This window comes from uncultured Gimesia sp. (assembly GCF_937919775.1).
Classification (GTDB): domain Bacteria; phylum Planctomycetota; class Planctomycetia; order Planctomycetales; family Planctomycetaceae; genus Gimesia.
Window position 1 is genome coordinate 1 of the sequence record NZ_CALFPF010000429.1, and the last position, 24,494, is coordinate 24,494.

At 52.7% G+C, this 24,494-nt stretch carries 21 protein-coding genes; 13 read left to right on the forward strand and 8 right to left on the reverse strand.

Going from position 1 to position 24,494, the window contains the following annotated elements; translation table 11 throughout:
- The 6 genes from Q0294_RS11840 to clcA form a co-directional block, all read left to right on the forward strand.
- On the forward strand, positions 1–517 hold a 517-nt coding region (locus Q0294_RS11840; protein ID WP_299465267.1), incomplete at its 5' end, for a hypothetical protein.
- Entirely contained in the window at positions 514–870 is a 357-nt protein-coding gene (locus Q0294_RS11845; RefSeq protein WP_299465270.1) for a hypothetical protein, read from the forward strand. The genes Q0294_RS11840 and Q0294_RS11845, both read left to right, overlap by 4 nt.
- Positions 871–1,052: 182 nt before the next feature.
- Entirely contained in the window at positions 1,053–1,814 is a 762-nt protein-coding gene (locus Q0294_RS11850) for an aldolase/citrate lyase family protein (RefSeq protein ID WP_299465275.1), read from the forward strand.
- A 336-nt stretch (positions 1,815–2,150) separates the two neighbouring features.
- Complete coding sequence (locus Q0294_RS11855) at positions 2,151–3,506, forward strand: DUF1501 domain-containing protein (RefSeq protein WP_299465278.1); 1,356 nt, start codon at positions 2,151–2,153, stop codon at positions 3,504–3,506.
- A 59-nt stretch (positions 3,507–3,565) separates the two neighbouring features.
- Positions 3,566–3,826: a hypothetical protein gene (locus tag Q0294_RS11860; RefSeq protein WP_299465281.1), complete on the forward strand. Its 261-nt coding sequence runs from the start codon at positions 3,566–3,568 to the stop codon at positions 3,824–3,826.
- Between the two features lie 105 nt (positions 3,827–3,931).
- Positions 3,932–5,278 (forward strand): H(+)/Cl(-) exchange transporter ClcA, encoded by a 1,347-nt coding sequence (gene clcA / locus Q0294_RS11865; RefSeq protein WP_299465284.1) that lies wholly within the window; start codon positions 3,932–3,934, stop codon positions 5,276–5,278.
- Between the two features lie 66 nt (positions 5,279–5,344).
- On the opposite strand, the gene Q0294_RS11870 is transcribed toward clcA, so the two are convergent.
- On the reverse strand, positions 5,345–6,013 hold the full coding sequence (locus Q0294_RS11870; protein ID WP_299465287.1) for a metallopeptidase: 669 nt from the start codon (positions 6,011–6,013) through the stop codon (positions 5,345–5,347).
- Positions 6,014–6,297: 284 nt separating this feature from the next.
- Here Q0294_RS11870 and Q0294_RS11875 point away from each other — a divergent pair, with 284 nt between their 5' ends.
- Complete coding sequence (locus Q0294_RS11875) at positions 6,298–7,308, forward strand: alpha/beta hydrolase (protein ID WP_299465290.1); 1,011 nt, start codon at positions 6,298–6,300, stop codon at positions 7,306–7,308.
- Positions 7,309–7,353: 45 nt separating this feature from the next.
- On the opposite strand, the gene Q0294_RS11880 is transcribed toward Q0294_RS11875, so the two are convergent.
- Positions 7,354–8,343: an AraC family transcriptional regulator gene (locus tag Q0294_RS11880; protein WP_299465293.1), complete on the reverse strand. Its 990-nt coding sequence runs from the start codon at positions 8,341–8,343 to the stop codon at positions 7,354–7,356.
- Between the two features lie 565 nt (positions 8,344–8,908).
- Between Q0294_RS11880 and Q0294_RS11885 the strand changes: the two genes are divergently transcribed.
- From Q0294_RS11885 to Q0294_RS11895, 3 genes are all read left to right on the forward strand, one after another.
- Positions 8,909–9,904 carry a DUF1559 domain-containing protein gene (locus Q0294_RS11885; RefSeq protein ID WP_299465295.1) on the forward strand — a complete coding sequence of 332 codons (996 nt, stop codon included), beginning with the start codon at positions 8,909–8,911 and terminating at the stop codon, positions 9,902–9,904.
- Positions 9,905–10,015: 111 nt separating this feature from the next.
- Entirely contained in the window at positions 10,016–10,459 is a 444-nt protein-coding gene (locus Q0294_RS11890) for a hypothetical protein (protein ID WP_299465298.1), read from the forward strand.
- Between the two features lie 174 nt (positions 10,460–10,633).
- Positions 10,634–12,190 (forward strand): hypothetical protein, encoded by a 1,557-nt coding sequence (locus Q0294_RS11895; protein ID WP_299465301.1) that lies wholly within the window; start codon positions 10,634–10,636, stop codon positions 12,188–12,190.
- 451 nt (positions 12,191–12,641) lie between these two features.
- Here the strand turns inward: Q0294_RS11895 and Q0294_RS11900 are convergent, their stop codons facing one another.
- The 4 genes from Q0294_RS11900 to Q0294_RS11915 all read right to left on the reverse strand — a co-directional run bounded on the left by Q0294_RS11900 (position 12,642) and on the right by Q0294_RS11915 (position 19,082).
- Entirely contained in the window at positions 12,642–14,333 is a 1,692-nt protein-coding gene (locus Q0294_RS11900; RefSeq protein ID WP_299465304.1) for a PPC domain-containing protein, read from the reverse strand.
- Between the two features lie 30 nt (positions 14,334–14,363).
- Complete coding sequence (locus Q0294_RS11905; protein ID WP_299465306.1) at positions 14,364–15,698, reverse strand: DUF1501 domain-containing protein; 1,335 nt, start codon at positions 15,696–15,698, stop codon at positions 14,364–14,366.
- 58 nt (positions 15,699–15,756) lie between these two features.
- On the reverse strand, positions 15,757–18,219 hold the full coding sequence (locus tag Q0294_RS11910) for a DUF1549 domain-containing protein (protein WP_299465309.1): 2,463 nt from the start codon (positions 18,217–18,219) through the stop codon (positions 15,757–15,759).
- A gap of 320 nt (positions 18,220–18,539) precedes the next feature.
- The gene (locus Q0294_RS11915; RefSeq protein WP_299465312.1) at positions 18,540–19,082 is read right to left on the reverse strand and encodes a hypothetical protein; all 543 of its coding nucleotides are present in this window, start codon (positions 19,080–19,082) and stop codon (positions 18,540–18,542) included.
- A gap of 111 nt (positions 19,083–19,193) precedes the next feature.
- Between Q0294_RS11915 and Q0294_RS11920 the strand changes: the two genes are divergently transcribed.
- The 3 genes from Q0294_RS11920 to Q0294_RS11930 all read left to right on the forward strand — a co-directional run bounded on the left by Q0294_RS11920 (position 19,194) and on the right by Q0294_RS11930 (position 22,304).
- Positions 19,194–20,039 carry a Rieske 2Fe-2S domain-containing protein gene (locus Q0294_RS11920; protein WP_299465315.1) on the forward strand — a complete coding sequence of 282 codons (846 nt, stop codon included), beginning with the start codon at positions 19,194–19,196 and terminating at the stop codon, positions 20,037–20,039.
- A gap of 105 nt (positions 20,040–20,144) precedes the next feature.
- Complete coding sequence (locus tag Q0294_RS11925; RefSeq protein WP_299465318.1) at positions 20,145–21,494, forward strand: membrane dipeptidase; 1,350 nt, start codon at positions 20,145–20,147, stop codon at positions 21,492–21,494.
- A gap of 42 nt (positions 21,495–21,536) precedes the next feature.
- Complete coding sequence (locus Q0294_RS11930; RefSeq protein ID WP_299465321.1) at positions 21,537–22,304, forward strand: NAD(P)-dependent oxidoreductase; 768 nt, start codon at positions 21,537–21,539, stop codon at positions 22,302–22,304.
- 24 nt (positions 22,305–22,328) lie between these two features.
- On the opposite strand, the gene Q0294_RS11935 is transcribed toward Q0294_RS11930, so the two are convergent.
- The gene (locus Q0294_RS11935) at positions 22,329–23,258 is read right to left on the reverse strand and encodes a hypothetical protein (protein ID WP_299465324.1); all 930 of its coding nucleotides are present in this window, start codon (positions 23,256–23,258) and stop codon (positions 22,329–22,331) included.
- Between the two features lie 440 nt (positions 23,259–23,698).
- The gene (locus Q0294_RS11940; protein ID WP_299465327.1) at positions 23,699–24,433 is read right to left on the reverse strand and encodes a hypothetical protein; all 735 of its coding nucleotides are present in this window, start codon (positions 24,431–24,433) and stop codon (positions 23,699–23,701) included.
- Positions 24,434–24,494 lie beyond the last annotated feature (61 nt).

Here is a 24,494-nt window from a genome sequence, read left to right on the forward strand (position 1 = left end):
ATTACGTCGCATGATGGATATGGGATATTCAAGTCTGGATCATGTTCTCTGTGACCCATATGCTGCATCTCGTTTCGATGATTTTGCGAGAAGCATGGCCCCTGGATTTAAATCATTCGATTATCGATGGGCTGCATTGAGAATAAGAAAGCAAGCTCATAGTTGGCGTGCCTCATCAGAAAAATATCTTTCATTTAATGGAAAATCAACACGATTTGAGTTGGATGAAAACGGATATAAAAATATTCCGAAATCACCTGCAGTATACCTATTAAAAAGTGGTTCCAATGACTCTTTACCTTTATACATTGGCGAGACTTTTAATCTGATGGACAGAGCAACGCGTACAATGTCTGCACAAACAGCATTTAATCAATTTGTACCGAATACTGGCGAATGGTTTCTGGAAATATACTTACAAAAAAACGTAGATCAGCTTGACCGAAGAGGTCTACAGTCATATCTGATCGGGCGAAATCAACCGCGTATGAATTTTTTGGAACTTGCTGCGACATGAGCGAAGAATCAATAGCTCGACGATGCCTGAATTTAGCTGGTTTATTTGAATCGGAAGTTCTCGTAGAGCTTATGTTGCGATTCTGGAAACACCCATTGGCTGATGAAATTGATTATCGGAACGATTTGTTAGAAACTGCAAATCAGGTATTAGAGAGAGCGGTTGCAGGGATTCAGGTGATCGAACCTTTGAAACCAGAAGATACAAATTTGATAGCCGCTATTTGGTATGCAGAAAGTACGGGAGTTATAAATGATGAGCCGGAACAATCTGTAGAAATGATAAAAGCCCGGCAAAAATGGCTAGATCAGGTGAGGACATCGATTCCGTCTTGTTTCGGTGAGCTAGACTGAGGCCCGAGAGCGGCAATACTTCAGCTGATATAGCGTTCTTCTGACTGTTCAATATACACATCGCCTTTCCCCCAATTTGACCCCTTTTTCTTTACATCCGAACCCCCACCCGGCATTATGGAGTGAGCGTCTTTGGCGAATTCCTTCCTGTTCTCTGTTGTTGAAGTGAGGCGGCTATGCTGGTGAAGAAGTTGAAAGACAAACTGCTCAAAGGCGAAACCGTGTATGGATCGCTGTTTCAATATTCTGTCGTGCCGGCGATGGTGGAATCGATTCCGAAGAACTCGCTCGATTTTGTGATTGTCACGCCCGAACATACCACCCTCGATCTCGCCGAGTTCCTGCCGCTGCGGTATGCGCTGAATTCCAAAGGCATCGTCTGCCTCGCCCGCACGCACAGCCGCGACGCCGCTGATGTGGCCCGCGTCTGTGATACCTTTGATGGCGTGGTGGTGCCGTATGTCGAAGAATACGAACAGGCACAGGAACTGGCGGCCGCCGCCGTTTATCGACCGCTGAAAGGCATCGTGCTGGACAAGGTGCTCAAGACGGGCAAATTTGTGAATCAAAAGACGGCCGACTACATCGAGAAAAAGAACGAGAACACACTGTTCATTCCGATGATCGAATCGGTGCCCGGCATCGAGAACCTGGAGAAGATCTGTTCGATTCCCGGCGTGAATGCGGTCTTCGTCGGCCCCGGCGATCTAACGGCCAACATGGGCATTCCCGGCGAGTACGATCATCCGGATCTGATCGCCGCCATTCAACGTGTGATCGACACGGCCAATCAGCAACACGTCGCCGCCGGCTGCTGGTTCGGCACCACGAAACAGGCCGTCCGCACAATCCGCCAGGGCGCCCGACTGGTCGTGTATGCCAACGACGGCCTGATGCTGCAGCACGCGATGCAGACCGCGTTCAGCGAACTGCGGAAAGGGTGAGTTTCTTTTCGTTTCAACGTCAAGTGAGCGGCATGGCGCCAGCCGCCATTAAAGAGCATTGATGCCGAATCTCACACCGGTGGCTAGCGCCATTCCGCTCATTTCTTTTCGCATTTCCCGTGAATAGCGCAGCGCAAGTCGTTATCTCTACAATAAATAGCTCCATTCTCTTTTTCGTGAAGCAGACGGTTCCCCTTGAACGGGGGCATGCCTTTTTCAATTCACTCATCAAAATGTGTTGATGTTTCCGATAATCCCTTTTATCATGACAACTTAAAGAGACGCTGGTTGATATCACATTTTCTCAGAACGACCTGCCTCCAGGAAGCTAGCTCTATGTTGACCATTGCGAGTGGCAAACAGCATCGTTTTTGCGACGGGATCTCGCGACGGAATTTCCTGCAGATTGGTTCGTTGGCCATGGGCGGGCTGTCACTGCCACAAATTTTGCGGGCGCAGGATCTCTCCGGCAAACGGGACTCTCATAAAGCGGTGATCATGATTTTTCTGTCGGGTGGCCCGCCGCACCAGGATTGGTTTGATCTCAAACCGGATGCTCCATCTGAAATTCGTGGTCCGCGTGAGCCGATCGCAACCAACGTTCCCGGCATCGAAATTTGCGAATTGATGCCGCGGCTGTCCAGGATGGCCGACAAGTTTGCTTTTATTCGTTCGATGGTCGGTTCCGAAGGGCGACATGCTTCGTTCCAGTGTATGACGGGTAGACGGTCCAGCCGTCAACCGCAGGGAGGCTGGCCTTCGCTGGGGTCGACATTGTCAAAGCTGCAGGGTGGGACTGATCCGGCGGTGCCTCCCTTCATCGGGTTATCGCCGAAGATGGGCAACGCCCCCTGGGCGGACGTGGGGCAGCCTGGTTTTCTGGGAGTCGCCCATTCCGCCTTCAAGCCGAGCGCGGAAGGCAAAGCGGACATGATCCTCAACAGTGTCAACGCGGCGCGACTGGATGATCGCAAAACGCTGTTGGCCTCGCTCGATAATATGCGGCGACAAGCAGAAGTAGTCGAGGATATGCAGGGGATCGATGCCTACACGAAACAGGCGTTTGGTATTCTGACTTCGAGCAGGCTGGCTCAGGCTCTGGACTTGTCTCAGGAAGATCCGAAGTTGCGCGATCGTTATGGCCGCGGCTCGAACAAGCCGGCCGGTTACGGCGACGCGGGACCTTTATTGAACGATTATTTTCTCATGGCCCGCCGTCTGGTCGAAGTGGGTGTGCGTTGCGTCACGCTGGCTTACGGTCGCTGGGACTGGCACGGCAAGCCGCACGGCACCATCTTCGAGCATGAAGAAGAACATTTTCCGATGCTCGACCAGGGATTGACCGCGCTGATGGAGGACCTGCAGAACCGGGGGATGGAAAAAGACGTTTCTGTGGTCGTCTGGGGAGAATTCGGGCGTACGCCGCGGATCAGCCCCACGGTCGGTCGGGATCATTGGCCGAAGGTTTCCTGCGCCATGCTGGCCGGGGGCGGAATGCGCACCGGTCAGGTGATTGGTTCCACGAACCGTTTCGCCGAACATGTCGAGGATCGTCCGGTCGGTTTCAACGAGGTGTTTGCCACGCTGTATCACAACCTGGGGATCGATGTGAACACCACAACGGTGACGGATCTGTCAGGACGACCGACGTATCTGGTCGACCCGACTCAGCCGATGCGAGAGCTGGTTTAAGTTTGTTCCATTCATTCTGCTTGACTCATATGCCCCGACAACCAATGAAATTGACCACAATGGCGGCATTGTGCATTGTCTTTCTGATTGTGGTCGAGATGCGGCATCTCTATCTCAGTATGCATGATCTGAATCTCGCTTTCAGCCACATACGAATAGCTTTTTGGCTCGGGATCATCGCCGGCTTATCGATTGCGGCCCTCGGTTTTTTATTGAAACACCCTCTTGGGGGAATGATCGCTGGTGCTTGCCTTTGCTATTTGCTTGCGATCGGCTATCTCGTCATCTGGGTCGGGATTCCCGTTGAATGGATCTATTAAAGAGCCGCGGGAAAAGCTACCATTCGAGCCCGACACCTGTTATCTTTCCCGACGGTGAACAAGGCGGTACACGAAATTCATTGATACCAGAACATGGATACGGACATGCATGAAGCAGAGTTGAACCGGCGATTGGAACTGAAATCAGCGATGCGGGTTTATCTGCTGGCGTTGATCATTGGTCTGGGCGTGGGAACGGTGGGATCGGCGTTTCACTATAGTGTGGATCGCGCGATTGACCTGTATGCCGTCATTGCCACAATGTTCGCTGGTCATGAAATCATGGCGACCCTCATCGCCGCACTGATGGGAGGCGCAATGGTCGCAGCCTCGGCTACACTGGTGCGTCGATTCGCACCCGAAACAGCGGGGAGCGGCATTCAGGAAATCGAAGGCGCGATGTCAGGACTCAGGCCGGTTCGCTGGAAAAGCGTGCTGCCCGTCAAATTTTTCGGCGGTGTGCTGTCGATGGGGGCGGGCCTGGTGCTGGGGCGAGAAGGCCCGACGATCCACTTAGGCGGCTGCATCGGCCAGATCGTGGGCGAGAAAGCAAAGGGCAATACCCATACCATCAACACGCTGCTGGCCGCTGGTGCCACCGCAGGGTTGAGCGTTGCGTTCAGCGCGCCACTGGGAGCGATTCTCTTCATGATTGAGGAAATGCGCCACCGGTTCCAATACAACTTTGTCTCACTGCATGCGGTGATTCTCGCCAGTATCACGGCGAATCTGGTGAGCGACCAGGTGTTCGGCACACTGCCTCAACTGCCGGTCCAGCTCCAGACCTGGCTGCCGACGTTGCCTCCGCCGGAAGAGATCCTGTTCTTCTTTCCGTTTAATCTGCTGCTGGGGGCGCTGATCGGCGTGCTGGGCGCCGGCTTCAATACGACGTTATTGAAATGCCTGCGTTTATCTGATCGTTTGAGTCGACGTACGATGTTGATCATTGCCACATCCGTCGGCGCTGTGGTGGGAGCACTGATGATGGTCGCACCCGCTTTCGTGGGCGGTGGTGAGAAACTGGTCGCAGAGTTATTTTCCGGGGCTCCTCTGTTTGGTGTGCTGCTGGCCCTGCTCGTTGTTCGCGCCGCCATGACATTTTTGAGTTATTCAATGGGTGTTCCCGGCGGCATCTTCGCCCCGATGCTGGCGCTGGGCGCATTGATCGGCATGAGCTTCGGCTATGCGGCACAAGCGGCGGTGCCCCACGTCGACATGCATGCCGGCGCGTTTGCCATCGCCGCTATGGGGGCTCTGTTCGCAGCGACGGTGCGGGCACCGATGACGGGCATCGTACTGGTAGCGGAGATGACCGCGAGCTTCGAATTGCTGCCGGCGATGATTGTCACCTGCATGACCGCCAGCATCGTCGCCCAGTCACTCGGCAGTAAACCGGTTTACGACCTGCTGCTGGAGCGGACACTGGAAGATAAGAAGATTAAGGATGATTGACCAGTTTTTATCACGAACCGGTGACGATTCGCATGAAATGATGTCAAACGTCGGTCGCAGTCCTACTCACGGAACCGGGCCCCAGATTTTGATCATCAGCGCATACATTGTCGGATCGTGTGCTTCGAGTTCCGCTCGTACAAACGGGTAGAAATCGTTCACGCCCAGATAGGCCTCGGTCGATTCCGCAAAATATTCTTTGTGGTTATTTAAACCGTAGTGCCGTACTTTTTTGCCCGTATGCAACAGCACACTTTCGTAGATGCCTTTCTCTTTGGCGGCATTAAATGTCGCCACAATGTCGGCCTGATCGAAACTCAACACCTGGTCGTGATAGGCGTGCGCCAGTTCGTGCAGGACGACATACGGATGCTTGGCCCACATTTTCTGCTCCAGCAGTTGCCCGGCAATCGGAATATGCACGTGTTTCGCGAGACGTGGATCGTGCCCGTGGGCAATCAACCAGCCTTTGTCGGGATGGTATTGCATATTCTTCAGCTTCGGATTCTTCAGCTCGATCCAGATTCGCATTTTCTGCAACTGCGCAATTCGTTCTTCCGGCAGAATGTATTTGACCCGCTGCAAATGGTTCGCCAATGCGGTTAACGCCTTCCTGCCCGCCTCGGCGCGTTCTGGAGCGAGCAGTAACGGATCGACGGCTACCGTCCAGCCCTCAATCTGTTGTTCGACCGGGTCATAAAACGTGGGAGCTTCTTCCGCCTGCAGTCGAGCCAAAAGTGATCCTGCCGCACAAAACAGAATCACGATCACAAGCCGTGCAGGCAGCCTTTCTGAATTCCACCGATGATTCCGCATGCTGATCCTCTGACATTTAAGAGAAGGGATAATTTGAGGATCGATTTTAATGGTTTCAAACGAAAAGCGGAACAATCAGAGCAGTCAGGGCTGCCGGTGCAACGACGGAGAGAGCGACATCACCTCTGGCATTTGTAAATCGCTTGTATAGAATAGAAGGGAAGTAAGCACTTATCACATTGTTTGATCCATCTCGATGACGCATGAATACGAAATCACAATCAGCTTGGAAACGTTGGCTACCGTGGCTGGTCCCTTTACCACGCGGGATATTTGACAAACCACTCACCGGAAAACAAATGCTCGTTTATTATCTCTGGCGGGTGTGCGCATTTTATGCACTGCTGCTGATGCTGTTGATGCTTGTACAACGCTGGCTCATCTATCAACCCACGCGGGTCACCTCTTTATCCGTCGATCAGGCCAATGCTCCCTTCGGTGCGATACATGAGATTTCCACCAAAACGGAAGATGGTCTCGATCTGAAAGGCTGGCATTTTCTGGCAGGGCAAGTCGCCTGCAATGATCGCGCAGGCTGCGACGCGGAACTGGCGAAAGGACGGCCGGTCGTGATCCTGCTCCACGGTAACGGCGGAAACCGTCTGCACCGCATCGAAACCTGTCGGCTGCTGGCCAGTCTCGGTCTGCATGTGTTCGCGTTCGACTATCGCGGCTACGCCGAAAATCCGGGCAGCCCCAGTCAGACCGGATTGCTCAACGACGCCCGTGCGTTCTGGAAGTACGCCGTCCGCGATCGCAAAATTGATCCGGATCGCATCATTCTGATGGGTGAATCGCTGGGAGGTGGCGTGGCGACATTACTCGCCAGCGAACTCTGTCAACAGAAAACGCCGCCCGCGGGGCTGGTGCTGCGTTCTACTTTCAGTTCGATGGTCGATGCCGCCTCGTTTCATTATCCCTGGGTCCCCGTCTCCTGGTTACTCTGGGATCAGTATCCCAGCCAGACCGTGATTCCGAATGTCGTTTGTCCTGTGTTAGTGATTCACGGAACCGAAGATCAGATCGTCCCCTATGCGTTGGGGAAAAAATTATTCGACGCCGCTTCACCCGCTTCAGCGACAGGCATTCCCAAACAGATGGTGTCGGTGGAGCAGGGCACCCATAACGACCTGCTCTCCGAAGCCCGGGGCACACTGACCGCCGCCTACGATCAATTCGCCAGACAGATCTTCGCGCAGACGGTCGCGCCATAAACGGAGTATAATGAAAAAAACAGCGCGTCACGGGCCGCTGCAGATTTACTCGGAAGGAAACCGCTTACTCCGAAAGCTGCTGGGGGTTTCTCCGGAAAGTTTGCGAAAGGCTCGCGTAAAATAGGCGGGGGATGAAAAGCCCAGCTTGCGGCTCACCTGATCGACCGTCAGTGTGGGATCACTCAACATGCGTTTGGCCTGCCAGATTTTGATCTCGTTGAAATAAGCCATGATGCCACAGCCATAGGTTTTGCGAAATGCGGTTTTGGCAAGCGTGGGACTCACGTGAACTTCACGCGCGACTTCGGGAATCGTCAAGCGGTCATTCACACGGTTGATCAGCAGGCGTCGAATGCGTTGCGCGACGTCGTCCTGAATTTTGCCGCTGACGGTGGGCGCAAAATGATTGAGGATCAAAGACAGAAACAACAGCAGGCGACTGGTGATATCGACCATGCGATGGGGATGTTCCGCGATCAACTGGTCAGCCATTCTCCAGAATGCGTGCTGCAGATCCGGATTTCCCGCAGTCTTCACACACTCGACCCCTTTGACAAGCGTCTCCAGCTCACGGCAGGCCTCAGCAACCCCCGACTGTTCCGGCCACTCGCCGAGGCGCTCCAGATCGATCAGGAATGCAATGGTCGACGCCGTATGCGGCCCCTCGTTAAACCAGTGATGATCGACGCCCGGGCCGATCATGCAAAAATCGCCGGAATCCAGCTCATAACCTCCCTCGGGTGTCAACAGTGTCAGCGGTCCCTGCAGACTGCCGTGCATGGCGATGACCGAGTGATTGTGTTTCTGCGTCGTCGTTTTCGGCGGAAAATGGCCGGAAGTAAATCGGGCAAACGGACCCGGCGTTGGATGATAATACGCGAGGTAACTCCAGCTTTGTTTGAGTGAAGCCATTCTCTGGGGGCGTATGGAGGGAAGATAATAAGACAGGTCGGTTTTATCTGCTTCGACATCGATCTCGCGCTGGATGAGCTGTCTCGATGTTTCTGGTGCCTGGACTGTAGTTTTATGACGCATATTTGCCCGATTTCGAAAGTCTGATTTTCACTTTTACGAACGCTTTTCGCCAGGGTCTTCACTGAATCGAAAACAGCCGCCAATTCAACGAAAACACTACCGTGGGATCGAGCGAATCACCACGTTCTCATTATAAACATCTTTGAGCAGACAGATACAGCGAACGCATTTTAAACCGCTTTTTGAACAATCGAAAACCCACTTTCCCAAGATTATAGACTCCTGCATCCTCTTCGCATGGGGAATGTCCGATAGTGAAAACTTTAGGTCTGATAAGACATTTTTATCTCTGAAACTCTCTGTAGATTAGAACTTCGTAGACTGGATTTTTCAGCGACTCAATTCCGGTAAATGATGATTTCTGATTCCGCCTGATTCCTGCAAATGGAACATCCGAAAATGTTCCTTTCGAGACTTTGACCTGCTTAGAACGGTAACAAACGAAAAGCAGGTTCATGGCTCACCACGAAACACGTTTTCCAGTTCTGCGCTCCGCTATAACGTGAAAGTTCATTTTTTTAAATCAAATCATTGCTTTCTTAATTTTAGAAAAGGATGAGGTCACGTGAAACGAAAAGCATTTACATTAATCGAACTGCTGGTGGTCATCGCCATCATTGCGATCCTGATTGCCTTACTGCTGCCCGCTGTGCAACAGGCACGAGAGGCGGCCCGCCGCAGCGCGTGTAAAAATAACCTGAAACAAATCGGTCTGGCATTTCACAACTATCACGATGCGTTTACCACATTTCCGATTGGTTCTCAGTACAACATGTGGCAGGCAAACTGGCGGTCTTCCATCCTGCCGTACATCGATCAGGCTCCTCTTTACAATCAGCTGACGCAGACTCCTGCTAATGGCCGCGGTTATAATACCACAAACAACTGGACGGGCGGTGGTGGATATGGAACGGGAGCGGGATCCAATGAAGCGTTGGATAAAGCATACGTCAATGTGTATAAATGCCCTTCCAGCCCTCTGGACCCTTTTTATGTGGGAACGGTCGGAGGCAGACATCCCACCCCGAAGGACTCACAAGTGGGGATGACCATGGACTATGTCGGCATCGGGGGGGCATTCAGCGATACCATTGCTCCTTTCAATGCAGCCAGCAACCCCAACGCCGCGGTAAATACCTATTACGGAACGATGGGCCAGAATGGCATGCTGCAAATTGGTAAAACCATACGGATGAGAGACTGCACTGACGGCACCTCAAACACGATCATCGTAGGAGAAGACTCCGGCTCCATTGCCGGAGACGACCGCCGTAAGAATCTTTCTGGCGGCTGGTCGGGTATGAGATTTCCGGGTACCTCCGGCGGTGATGGTTACGGAGGGGGGGGAGTCGTTACGATCCGTTACACTTCCAATCCCAAAACCGCACCCGCTTATACGGGCGCGGGATATAATAACGGCCCCCTGACGTCATACCATGTCGGTGGAGTTCATGTGCTGCTGGGTGATGGAGCCGTACGATTCATCTCGGATAACCTCAACTTCACCACCTTGCTCTCGTTAGGTACCTTGAATGACGGACTGGTTGTCGGCGAGTTCTGATTGAACATTTTTAAATTGGTGGAGCGGATACGGGCGGCTATTTACCGTATCCATGTTCCCACTCGACGATCGTGTTTATACCCAACGATAAGACCACCAGGAGAATACTGCATGTTGCCCGTGAGCCCCTGTTTAAAATCTGCTTTCGCCGGAGTTCGTGGTGCCGGTTTCTGTTTTCTGATCGTATGCGCAATCAGCATTTTCGTCGGCTGTGGCGGCAGTCAGGCCGATACAAAACCGATGGGCGCCGTTTCCGGCACCATCAATCTCGCAGACAAGCCTCTCACTGACTGCCGCATCAATTTTAATTCCAGTAAAACCGGAATCGGTGCGGGAGGCGATTTGAAAGAAGATGGTTCTTATACACTCGACGGTATGATTCCCGTCGGCGAATATACCGTGTTTATCACGCCTCCCCTCGATTTCTCTCCCGCCAATGCCCAGCAGCAGAGCGGCCTGAGCAGTCTGCCGGCAAAGTATCGTGGCGAATCAAGCAGCGGCCTCACCGCCGACGTGAAAGAAGGGGAAGGCAAATACGATTTTGATTTGAAGTAGTGTTCACGAGGCAGAGGCTCCGGAAGATTTATTTTAATTCGAAATATTCCTGAAAGAACAGGTGCTTGAACATCAATGGCACCGTTAAACTAGAGGATCACTTTGATACGTTTTTTGCATCCGACAGTCGTCTTTTTTCAGATCATCACAACCAGTTTCAGAAACGATGTCACCATGAATTGCTGCTCCCTTTCACATGCGCTCCCCAACCATCCCCGCACCGCGATCAAACTGAGCTGTTCGATGCTCCTGATCACACTCGCCGGAGTATTATTCACGCCGGCGATTGCCTCCGCAGGCGAACTCCTGGCAGGTGCCGCCAAGGTGGATATTACCAACCGCGATGTGCCGCTCGTGAATGATCCGCTGTTTGTGAAAGCCCTGGTGATCAAAGAGGGCGATACGACCGCCGTCATCGTCACCGTGGATGCGGTTGCCATCGGAGAGATTGGCTCCATCACCAATGAATACCTGGGCAACGTTCGCGATCAGATCGAAAAAGATCTCAAGATCAAACCGGAAAACATCATGGTCAACGCCAGTCACTGCCATGGTATCGTGTGTAAAGACGTGGAACAGCGGACCGTGCAGGCGATTAAAGAGGCGGCGAAAAACCTGGTCCCCGTGAATGTCGGTGTCGGCACCGGGCACGAAGATCGCGTGATGGAGAATCGCCGGCTGTTCCTCAAAAACGGCAAAGAAGCCGACGTGCGTCATGCCTATTCGCTACCTCCCGATGAAGAAGTCGCAGGCATCGGCCCCATCGACCCCGAGATCGGCATTCTGAAACTCGACAAAAAGAACGGCGAAACGCTGGCCGTCGTCTACAACTTCGCCTGCCATCCCATTCAGGGTGTGCCCAACAAAGGTAACACCGCCGACATGAGCGGCTTCGCGTCGCAAGTCATCGAAGATAATCTGAGCGACGGCGCGATTGCCCTGTTCGTGCAGGGTTGTGGCGGCGATATCAACCCGGCCCAATACAAGGACGTCGACAATCCCCGCGACGCCGAGACGCTGGGTAATCTGCTCGGATTGAGCACGCTGAAGGCAATCAAAAATATCAAATGCAGCGACGCGGGTTCCTTAAAAGTCATGAACGAAACGCTGGCAGTGCCCCGTTCCAACAATGAAACCCGCATTGAATCTCTGAAGAAAGAACAGGAACAACTGCTCAATTCCCTGCAGGGAACCAGCCTGAACCTGAAAACATTTCTGCCGTTGATCGTGAAATACAAGCTCTACGAAGACCATCCGTCCTACTATTCACACCGTTACATGCTGGAACAGAAACTGGGACGCGACGGCTTAATGAAGCTCGATGAAGAAAACCGTGCAAACATGGAACGCTACATTAACAACGTCTACAAGATGGAAATGATGACGCGCAACAAAGCAAACCTGGCACTGCTCAACAAACACCAGACCCGCAACCAGGCCGCCGGCAAGACGCTCGACGTCGAAGTGTTCGGCATCAAAGTCGGCGACTTCCGCATGGTTACATTCCCCGCAGAACTGACGGTCAACATCGGCCTGAACATCAAGAAAAATTCGCCGTTCGAAAACACGTTCGTCGCCGGCTACACCAACGGTTATAACTACTACGCCCCCACCGCCGATCAGCTCAAAAACGTCGGCGGCGCCCAGGAAGACAGCGACTGCATGCTGGCCCCCGAATGGCAGGCGATCTTCGAAACCAAAGCCCAGGAGATGATTAAAGCGCTGAAGTGATCCTATTCAGACAAGAACCAGTTTTCTTGCCTGGGCAACTTCAGAGCGGAATGGCGCTAGCCACCGTTTTTGATTTAGGAACCCCAACACAAAAACGGCGGCTAGCGCCGTACCGCTCACTTTTATACGAGTACCTCAAAAATACGTCCGCTTTTCTCCGGCTACACCCACATTAAATTGACTCTTTCGGCGGTTCGCTTATAGACATTCAAATCGTTGCGATCAACCAATTCCCTCCACATACGAGAGAACATTGAATACAACCAGGCGGGCGGACACATAGGTCACGCCCCTACGATTTGGTTTCGCTACCCCAAAACAAATTCGAACTGTTTCTGCAGCATTGTTCCTGTGAGCGGAACGGCGTTAGCCACCGGTTTTGATACAGGAACCCAAACACAGAAACGGCGGCTGGCGCCGTGCCGCTCACTTTTTGTGAACTGTTCCAACCCTACTTCTTCTTAATCGTCAGCCATAGGTAAGGCAGTTCGAGATCCGGTTTGGGGCGGGGGGTGTTGCGTTTTGGGCTGATGCCTTTGATGACGGCGGTTGCGGTGTGTGTTTTTGTTTTGTCTTTGACACTCACGCCTTGAATCACCAGCGGGCCTTGAAACACGACGTCCGGCTTAGCTTCGAGTTTCAGTTTGAGCGATTTCTCGGTCTTCTCTTTGACTTTGGAAACCACCGGGGCACAGGTCACTCCTACCGGCAGGCCGACCAGACTGATTTCAATGTCATCGCTGAAACGCGGACTCTGGCGATCAATGGTGACTTCGATTTCCAGCGGTTTACCCCCCGTCGTCAGCGTGTACTGTTCTTCCGGCGTCGTTAACGCGAAGTCGGCTTCGGTGGGCAGGATCGACAACAGATACACATAGCGAGCACCGCCATGCTGAAAACGGTCGGTCACCTGCAGACGATATTCGCCATCTGCGGGGATCGCGTAATCCATTCGCGCGTCAAAGTGATTCCGCACAGGATCATCGATCTCTTTCAGCAACTTGCCAGTCGCATCTAACAGTTTCAGATGCGCGTCCAGAGGATATCCCAACGCATGCGAGTCGACACGAAACGAGAGCTTCTCCCCTTTCTTCGCGGGGAAGTGATACACGTCGATCTCTTCCGGCTCTGCAATTTTTCCGGTGACTGTCGTGGGAACCGTCAGTGCCTGGCCTTTTTCCTGCTGGCTCTCGTTTGATTCCAGAATGACCGGCGTCGGGCTGACGGGAAGCGTCAACCAGTTGGCCAACTGGGGATGGCTGAGTAACGCGGTGTTTTGGTTTCCCTCTGCAACAGGCTGCAGCGTTTTCAGATTGTCAGGCAGATTCCAGCCTTCCAGCGCAACCGGTTTTGCCGTCGCGGTATGAAACGCCAGCGGCAGACTATGATCGACAAACGGGCCCGTTGTGAGTGTCAGGCGATAGATATAAGCAGCGCTGCCGGAATAGGCGATGCTGCTGTTCGCATCGGCGGGGAACGCGAACGTTCTGATGTAGTAGGTTCCCTCTTCCAGAGCCGTAAACACAATGCGCGGATCATACCAGAGCGTATCATCGATCTGCGAAAGCACGGTTCCGCGATGATTGAGAATCTGTAGTACGCTGTCCATCGGAGAGCCAATCTGTTCGTTGGCGATCATTGAAGCGACCAGCGTCTCTCCCTTTTTCAGTGACACCTGATACGTGTCGACGTCGCCACCTTTGGACAATACGCCGTTGATGGTCACGCTGGGCTGCTGACTTTTTTGTGCGTGTGACAGATCATCATTCGGTTCGGCCTCCGCTTGTTCGGGCTGCGTACCGACGAGGAACGGACGAATTTCCGACGCCCCTTCCGCATTATGAAACCGCAGCCAGTACAGGCCGGGTTTCGCGGCCGCGTCGATTTGAATCGAAAACTGCTTTTCCTTGCCCTTCGCCGGTTTTTCCGGAATCTCAACGGTCAAGCCGGGGCCCGACATCCAGACGGATACGGGGGCCGTTCCCAGAGTTTTGTCGACGGTCACTTCGACCTTCTGACCAACCTGTCCGCCTGCGGGAGTCAGATAATTCACACTGGGAGGGGCCGCTACGGTTTGCGTGAGCAGACTGAGAACAAACGACATCGAGATAACAACGGGCACAATCCGAGCGGTAGATGACATCGGTAAATCATTCTCAGTCAGGGTCTAAAGTTATACGAATAACTCGGGAATCGGAGTCGGATCGCTGACCAGATGCGAAGGACGTCCTTCCGGCGTATACAGGACTTTGTCGGGGTCGATGCCCATTTTGGTGTAAATGGTCGAGACAAAGTTTTCGGGGGAAAGCACGCGTTCGACGGCAGAATAACCGGCTTTGTCGGTTGCTCCGAGAGCCAGCCCGCCGGGAGTCCCGCCACCGGCCATCAGCACGGACATCGCGTTCGACCAGTGATCGCGGCCGCCGCCCGGATTGATTTGCGGTGTGCGTCCGAACTCACCCAGCGCCAGCACCATGGTGGTCTCGAGCAAACCGCGTTCGTCCAGATCTTCAATCAAAGTCGCAATGGTATTTTCAAAGGCAGGCATTCTGTCAGTGAATGACTTGAACAGACCGCCGTGATTATCCCAGCCCCCTTCGTACAAAGTAATGAAAGGGACGCCTGCTTCAGAAAGTCGACGGGCTAATAAAGCACGCTGGCCAAAGGGGGTGCGGCCATATTTATCACGCAGCTTATCGGATTCGAGATCCATCTCAAACGCCTTTTGTGCTTCAGTCGAAGCAACCAGACTATAGCCCTGTTCGTAGTATTCATCCAGGTTCAACACCGGATCGCCGGCAACTTTGTCTTTGATGCGTTTGAGTTGATCGACCTGCTGCCGCAAATCGCGACGGGTCTGATAACGGGCATCGGTCAAGCCGCTGGGCAACGCCAGATCGCGGACACTGAAACCCTTCGTATTAGGATTATCAGAAACAACAAAGGGAGCATACTTGGCACCCAGGAAGTTAGGTCCGCCGGAGCGGGACATGCTGGGCATGGAGAAATACGGGGGCAAGTTGTTCGTCGTCGGCTTCTGATGCGCGACGACCGAACCCATGCTGGGATGAAAACTGACGAAGGCACCGCAGCCCACAGGAATACGGGGCGGGGCACCGGTCATCATATAGTGATTGCCGGCACCGTGGTTGCCCTGGTTATGACGGATTGAACGAAGCACCGAATATTTGTCGAAGATCGAAGCCAGTCGGGTCATGTGCTGCGAGAACTGAACGCCGGGAACTTTGGTCGAAATCGGGTTGAATTCGCCGCGAATTTCCACCGGCGCATCGGGCTTGGGGTCAAACGTTTCATAATGGCTCGGGCCGCCGTCCATCCAGATCAGGATGACGCTTTTGGCTTTGGCTTTCGGCTGTGGTGCAGGAGCCCCGTTGGCCTGTGCCCGCAAACGTAACAGATCGACCATTCCCAGGCCGGTCATCGCACCCAGACCCAGCTGCAGGCAATTCCGTCTGGTCATTCCATTGCAATTTTTTGAAATGTTCATAATTTCTGATCCTGTGACATTTGTTGTGAAACAGCCGTTATTTTCAGGGCAGGGTACTCTAATTCTTGAACAGGTATTCCGGAGTATTCAGCAAGGCCCACATCAGGTCTTCAGTGACCTGCTGCCGATCGGCGCCTTCCTTTTCATACAGGGAACGTCCCAGCCGCTTTTCATCAATGGTCGGATATCGTGAATACGCAGCCAGATAAATTTCTTCTACAATCTGGTCAGGCGTCATTTTACTTTTTGCCCAGGTGGCACTGTTGCCCTTTGCCGATTGAATGCGGGCATACATATCGCGTGAGTTCATCATATGCAGCACCTGCACGACGGTGGTATCGGTGGTCCGTTCGCAAGGCGGATCCTGATTCGGGTCGGGACGCCCGAAGGAATCGAGGAAAACGGAACTGACACGATGCGTCCAGATTTGTTTCGCGGTGGAATCGGGGGGCATCGCTGAAAATGTTTCTGGAACGCCGATGAATTCGTTCACACTGTCCACGAGCACCTCGGCACGTAAACGCTGGCGATAAAATCGCGAGTAATTCCGCGTGTCACCCACATTGGTCTCATTGGGAATCGCGCTCAAACTGTAAACGTGCGACGTTACTATTGTCTTAATGTATTGTTTCAAATCAAATTTCTGATCCCGGAAATGTTTCCCCAGCGCTTTGACAAGCGGTGCATTTGAGGGGGGATTACTTTCCCGGAAATCATCAATCGGTTCAACAATGCCGCGTCCCATCAACTCAGACCAGACACGATTCGCATTCACTTCGGCAAAGAAATGATTCTGTGGCGAAATAATCCAGTCAGCCAGCAGCTCGCGCGGATCCTGATCGGCTTTAATTTCCGGAACATCGCCGAATAACGGTCGGGGCGGCAGCACTTCGCCCGTCAGCGGATGCGTCACACTTCCGGAATTCGCGGTATACACCATTTCTTCCGATCCCGAGATGGGTGCGGAGATCCCGACCCCTTTGCGGCCAATCTTCGCGAAGTAGGCGGAAAAGCTGTAGAAATCATCCTGACCCCAGATTTCCGAGGGGTGGTGATGACACTGGGCACAGCTCAAACGAATGCCTAAAAACAGCTGGCTGACAATTGTTGTGAGTTCTTCGGGTTTTCGACGATCACGGAACATGGTAACCGCGCCGTTGTGCCACGTTCCGCCTTTGGCTGTCAGTAATTCACGCGTGAATTGATCGAGGGGTTTATTCTGGTGAAATGATTCCCGAATCCAGGCATCATAATTTAAAACGGTCTTGATGCCCACATGATAAGGATTCGGTCGCAAGAGATCCGCCCATTTATTGGCCCAGTGATCGCCGTACTCCGGTTGTTCCAATAGATAGTCCACCAGACGTTCGCGTTTGTTGGGAGAGGGATCCTGCAGAAACGCGCGAGCCTCTTCCACGGTCGGCGTACGACCGATGATGTCAATCGACACGCGCCGCAGATAGGTTGCATCGTCCACTGTTTCCGAAGGCTTGAGACCGTATTTTTTGAGTTTGTCCCACACCAGACCGTCAATGAAATTATTGCGCGGCAAAGCAGCATAATAGCTGTCGGGCACACTGTTATCCGAGGGAACGGTCACATTCAGGGAAGCAAAGTTTCCCATAAAGCGGGCCATGATAGAGGCTTCGCCCATCAGTGAGCCTGCAGTGACCAGACCATTTTCATCCGCGGAAACATACACGCTTTCACTCGACATGTATTCGGCAAGATCCGTGACGTCCCGTGTGCTGCCATCGCTGTAATGCGCAGTCACCACCATCTGCTGTTTCGTTTTGGGCTGCATGATGCGTTCGGTCGGTTCGGCTGAAATCTTTACGAGTTTCGGCGCTTCCGCCACAGCGCGTGTGGCGCCTTCCGCGATCCATTGTTCGAGCAGTGCATAATACGAACTGTTTTCAGGCAGCTTCTTGCCTCCGCCGTGCGGAACTTTACCGGCTCCCTTCAGCAGAACCAGGCTCTGATCCGGAGCCAGGGGAGAAGCACGTCGTCCGCGCGATTCTTTGGTCAGCGCGCCATAATCAAATTCGGGATCGAAGGCAAACATCGATAATTGAAATCCGCCCTGGCCGCGTTGTTTTCCATGACACGAACCGCCGTTACAGTGAAAGCGGGAAAACATCGGATGCACGTCGCGCTCGAAATCAATCAAAGTCTGTTTCTCAAAGTCTTTCACTTCGACGGCGACTTTGACAATCTGCGCACCATCCGTCACGGTCACGGTGGCAGCACCGTTGGAAACGGGCTGAATCACTCCCGCCGCATTCACCTGAATCACGGCTGGCTGATCCGATTGAAACTGCACGTCACGCGTGCGATCGACGGGTTGATTATTCTGGTGAGCGGAAACCAGTAACTGCTGCCGCGCACGTTTACCAATCAACTCCACCTTTTCGGGATAAACCGAAAGCGGCGATGCTGCTGGAACCGCATCCGCTGCCTGCACGGAAAATGCAGAAAGCAGTATCAGACAACCGAGGCATTGATAGAGTAGAGACTTCATCTCGATGTTCTATCCCAAAATCAACAGGAAGGATACGCTGTGAGGCTTGGCGGTAGCAGTACTATGAGGAATGTAGGTAGGCACTAACAGCAGACGCTCAAATTACAAAAGCAACCCTGATAGCACTGACTCTCTAAGTCTTATGGTCGCCTGCTAATATATATTGTCTCTTATATTTCCTATTCGTCAACTTCCGTTTAATAACTTTATTTATGAAACACCACTTAGGATACCTTTCCTGAGTGGCAAAAACTACCCTTTATTCCAGAAAACAACCTTTTGTCCACTGCTTTGGTCATTCGAGGCAGCAGTCATGCCGTTTAAAGCATCTGTTCCAGTTCTGATTTGACGTATCCGATTCTGTCGGTGATGGCAAAATTGGCATTCCAGAGCTGGGGAAACAGAATCGCCTGGCCCCCGTATTCGCGGAACAGATCGATATTTTTGTGCTGATCGTCAATCAGCACCACATCCGGTTTGGCCAGCAGATATTTTTGAGTGCCGATCATGAAATCCATGAAATGCGGTTCGTGGAAATACTGCCTGAGCCATTCGACCTTGGCCGAAGCACAGGCGGCACTGCGGCTGGGCGAGGTACTGATGGTAAACGGAGCGGTCGCTTTCAGCAGCGTCATCAACTCATCCAGCCACGGATACGGAGGAAACTCTTTCCAGAACCGGCCGCCCACCGCGTCAACGGGTTTCCAGAACTCATCTTTGGTTAAACCCAGCACGCCGGCGTAATCGGCTTCTCCCTCGGGCCAGTTCCCGAGCAGATGCCCTTGTCCATGTAACTCGAGGATCGATCCCATAAAATCGGAGATGACGCCGTCCATGTCCAGTAAGATATGTCGCACAGCCATGAAGGTTTTTTCTCTGCAGGAAGAAAGTTTGAGGATAAAACGGTATGATTACCTGTTGAGCATATAATAAAATAGAACCCACAGCCAGAGTGGCCGTGTCTGAAATTGACTATGGACCAACGCATCATGACAAACTGGATTCCACTGGGAGACGCTTCCGAAATTTCTCCCGGTAACCGTAAATCATATACCATCAGAGGCACTGAAATCGCCGTGTTCCATGTCGCCGACAATGAACAGCCGGGAGAATTTTACGCCATCCATGATTCCTGTCCGCATCAGGGCGCCTCACTGGTCGACGGGGACGGCTGTGGCACGGAAGTGACCTGCCCGCTGCATGACTGGACTTTTGACGTGGCTACCGGGGCATGCCATGACTTTCCCGAATTTCCGTTGACCCGCTACGAAGTCAAACTGGAAGACGGCGTGCTTCTGCTCGATGCATCCACGATTGAAGAAGAGGAGATTCCCGTCAATCCGTTTCTGGTGCGGTATGGCGCGATGGGCTGGGTCGATCACTTCGAAGCAGATGAGGACGCCACTTACGCGCACCGCGAACGCGTGATTTTAAAAACCAGCCGCGGCGAAGAGGTCGGAGAAATTCTTGCCGCAGCCGGTGTGCAGGAAACATCGGTCTCGTCTGCCGGCACCATTCTGCGAGAATTCACGCCAGCAGATCAGGAAACGCTGGCCCGCCAGGAAGATGTGAGAGCCCGCGTGTTTCAAGACTGCCAGACCCTGATTCAGGAACGGGGCATGCCGACAGAAATTATCGATTGTGAACAATTATTTGATCAGCAGACGGTCGTGCTGTATTATCTGGGAAGCCGGATGCCCGCTTTGGAAATTCTTGCGCAGGAGCTGAATGCCAACTATGCCTGGCGAATTGTATTTCACCCCGTCGATGAAGCACCCGCCGCATCGGGCTGCTCGAGTGGCGGATGTGGCTGCGGTTAAAAAGAAGCTGACGTTCCTGAATTCGTCCCCCTCTCACCACTGTTATCCGCAGGAGTGAGAGGCTCGCCACAACACACCAACCTCCCACCACCAACGGAATTCATCATGAGCAACTCCATCAACCGTCGTTCGTTTCTGGGTACTTCACTGGGCGTCGCCACTACCGGATTAGGAGTGGCTGCTGCATCACATTTGTCGGCCGCGGAAGAGAAAGAAACACCACCAGCCACCCCGGTAAAACAAAAACCGATTCAGAACGAGACGATTCTGCACGCGCGAAAAGTGGCGCTCGACATTTTGAAACCCACGCCCAAGCAACTGGAGCACGGCCTGCAGCTGCATGCGGATTCGCTGGTGTTTGACTCTTACGGTTTTGCACCACGGGCCGCCATTGACGGAGACAAGTTGGCCGCAGCGATTAAAGAGGATGCCTCGCCTCAGGAACTGCAGGACTTAAGAGAAGACATGGGCATGACGCGCTGCGTGACCGACCCGGCAGAGCATCGCGAATTCAAAGAAGCCTTCGATGCGGCCGGCGTGACCTGTATTTTTCAGAACGCCGGCGAGGAAGGGCAGGACCCCCTGCGGCTGCTCAAACGGCTGGCGCGGTTTACTTATACGACGGATATGCTCGCCGATTTTGTTTCCAAGGCGGTGACTCCCGCTGATATTCTGGATGCGAAAAAAGAAGGCCGCCACTGTTTATATCTGACGGGAAACGGGGTCCCGCTGACGCAACAGTGGGAAACCACAACCGACGAAATGAAGTACATGCGGATCTTTTATCAGTTGGGCATTCGCATGATGCACATGACTTACAACCGCCGCAATATGCTCGGCGACGGCTGTGCCGAACCGGCGAACGCGGGTTTAAGCGACTTCGGCCGAACCGTGGTCGGCGAAATGAATCGGCTGGGAATCATCCCCGACGTGGCGCATTCCGGCTGGCAGACCAGTCTGGAAACCGCGCAGGTTTCGACGCGGCCCGTGGTCGCCAGTCACTCCACCTGCGCCACCTTGCATCACCATATTCGCAGTAAACCCGACAACGTGATCAAGGCCATCGTTGATACCGGTGGCTTGATCGGCATCTGCTGCATTCCCCGTTATCTGGGCGGTACAGGCGACATCAATGCATTACTGGACCAGATCGATTATGTGGTGAAAAAGTTTGGCATCGATCATGTGGCCATAGGCACCGATGTCTCTTACACCTCACGCAATAGTGCATTAGAGAGCAAAAAAGTTCCCCGCGCACCAAGGTCGCGGACTCCCTGGCGGAGTTTGTGGCCCGCCGATCCGTTTGTCGAAACCCCGGAGATGCGGATCAGTGTTTCCTGGACGAACTGGCCTTTGTATACCGTCGGTCTGGTTCAGCGTGGATACTCTGATGCTGACATCCAGAAAATTATCGGCGGCAATATTCTGCGGGTCTGTCAGCAGTCATTTACCTGAAACGCGATACCAGAATCATCTCCCTCGAAGTGAGTCCCTACTATGAGAGTGTTAATCACAGGAGCCGCTGGTTATGTCGGCCGTTATTTCGCGCGTCACTGGCAGACCGACGACGAACTGATTCTGGGAGACATTCACCCGGACCAGAATGACCCGCGTTTTATTCCCCTGGATATCACCGACCCGACACAGACGCGGGCTGCCATGCAGAACATAGACGCCGTCATTCACCTCGCGAAACAGGCCGATGAAGGCCCGATGGAAGGGGATGACCTGAACGGAAAACGGTTCGACGTCAACGTGAAAGGGACGTTTAATCTGCTGCAGGCGGCTCACGAGGCCGGCGTGAAACGGTTCATCTTTACCAGCACGGTGATGACGGTGCTCGGTTATCAGGCGCCGCAGTGGGTCGAATCGGATGCCGCGCCGCTGCCTGTCGGCTCGTATGCACTGACGAAACAACTGTGCGAAGTGATGTGTGCGCATTATGCGCGTGAGTTTGGTATGTCAATCGTCTGCCTGCGGATTCCCAAACCCGTTGATCTGGAACACCCGCTCTGGAAAACACACCCTCTCCGTCCGCAGTGGGTTCCGTTCCCCGATCTGATGCAGGCCTATCAGAAATCACTGACCGCAGAGGTCGCGGGTTGCGAGGTCATCACCATCGTGGGAGAAAGTTCGCAGCGTCGCTGGGATCTGAGTAAAGCGCAGAGAATACTGGGTTATCAGCCGACGGTCATTCCCGAAGAACTGGGGTTCCAGATGGGCAGCGAAGACCAGCCGATCCCCCCTGAATCGACTTACGCTTGAAAATAAATGACTCGAATTGCGCGGCTATTTTTCGATCCGGCAGTAAGGGAGTGCTTTTTCGAGTTTGGAAATTCCGTCTTCGGTGAGTTCCGTGCCGTCGATGTAAAGCGTACCCAGGTTTTTCATCTTTTTGAGAGACGGGATACACTTATCGTTCACAAGGGTATTCCGCAGATTCATATCGACCATATTCTCAAGCACCTTGATTTCCGAGATGCCGTTATTGGTGACCTGAGTATCATTCAGTTCCAGCCATTCCATATCGGTCATCTTTATCAGGTACTTCATACCATCGTCTGTGACGGCAGTATTTCGCAGCCAGAGTCGCTGCAGGCGAGTGAGACCTTTAATATGCTTGAGTCCTTCATCGGAAATATGGGTATCACGCAGTAGAAGAACGCGCAATTTTTTCAAGCCTTTGACATGCGCCAGAGCGGCATCAGTAATCTGGGTCTCTGATAAACCCAATGTTTCCAGGCTCTTCAGGTCGGCAACATGCGCCAGCCCCTCATCTGTGATTTCCAGCCCGGTAAGAAAAAGTTCTTTGAGGTTGTCCAACCCTTTCAGGTGCTTCAAACCGGCATCCGTGACCTTGGTGCGCGAAAGATTGAGGACTTCCAGATTGGTCAGTTTTTTGAATTCCGCCAGACCTGCATCTGAAACCGGAATGCCGTGCAGTGAAATTTCACGCAGACTTTTCAACGGCTTGAGATGGACCATCCCATCATCCGTGATTTTGGAACCGGACAGATCCAGTTTCCGCAGCTTTGACAGGCGCCCCAGATAAACCAGGCCTCCGTCGACCAGCTTGGAACCGGAAAACGAGACCTGGGCGATATTGCCGTTGTAGTCCATTTTCAAATTGGCGCTGATTTCCTTCAGCGCTTTGATATCGGTTTCCAGCGTTGATTCCTTAGGAACGTCTTCCTCTGAATCCGTGGCAGCTTTACTCATTTTGATAATCCGTTAGGAATAGATAAGAACTGTTATGATGAAGGCTTATCCATCACCTGGCTTAATATGGTGTTCATAATAACATATTCGAGTGGCTTTATGAATACATTTTTCCGGTAGAGAGTGCTGTCTTTTTTTTATAACAGCCCGCAATTCTAATATACACATTAATCATAAAAATCGCATGTGAACGAACGATTTTTATTGGGGAATACCGAACTGCCGTCTCCGGGGGTCATTTTTTACCCGGTTTTGACCAGTTCAGCTTGCGCAGGATCAAGGCAAACGTCTCCTGACCATTGCCGGGATGCGGGCCATCGAAATGTTTTTGACACTCTCAATAAACGCGACATGGCTGCTGAAATCACGGTGTCACTTTTGTGGACGGAACGCAGGTGACCTTGGCAACGCGTTGAGTTCATACAGGACTGAGCGTCTCTCTATTCGACTTTTTTACCGAACAACAGAATTTCATCAAAATTACCGGTATCATCAAACGAGCCAATCCCCACGCGTCCCGATAAAAATGTTTTGTCCGTTGCCGTCATAACCGGTTCCTGCATGTTATCAAAATAAATTTTGATCGAGCCCGATTCCGTATCGCGGACCACGCGCGCGTGATGCCATTCATCATCCCAGTTCGTGCCCGGCGTGGTTTTCGTGGAAATCTTGGTTCGGGGTTTGTCGTTGACAATGAAAATCTGGTTGGCGTGATCGTCCATTTTTTTGCCGAAATGCACATAATAAAAATGCGAATCATCCTGATAGCCGAAGAACAGGCATAAGGACCGATGCCCATAATCGGGAATCGTCGATTGTAATTTCACATCGAAAATAAAATCGCTGACAGAAATGTTTTTCAGCAACGCACGGTTATAAGGCGAGCGCACCGGCGGTTCGAAGTTGCTCTTTTTCGTGATCAGACTGAAGACCTGATTGTCTCCCTGCTGGATCATTTTCCAGGCTTTGTCGTCGGTCGGTTCCCAGTGTTTTGAATTTCCTGACTGAAAATTCTCGTGAAACAGCAAAGGCAGCCCCTGCATGCTTTTCGGGATCTGGTCTTTCTCAAGCGTTTTCAACGGCGCCGGTTCTTTGGCCTCACTCGAACTGATTTCCAGAGAGGTCAACATCATCAGCCCGGTCATCAGGCTCGCAGAGAGAAGTGAACGCAACATGGAGTAGCTCCTGTTTCAATAGAAAATCGCAGCCGCAGAATCTCTGCGCATTACAGGACGC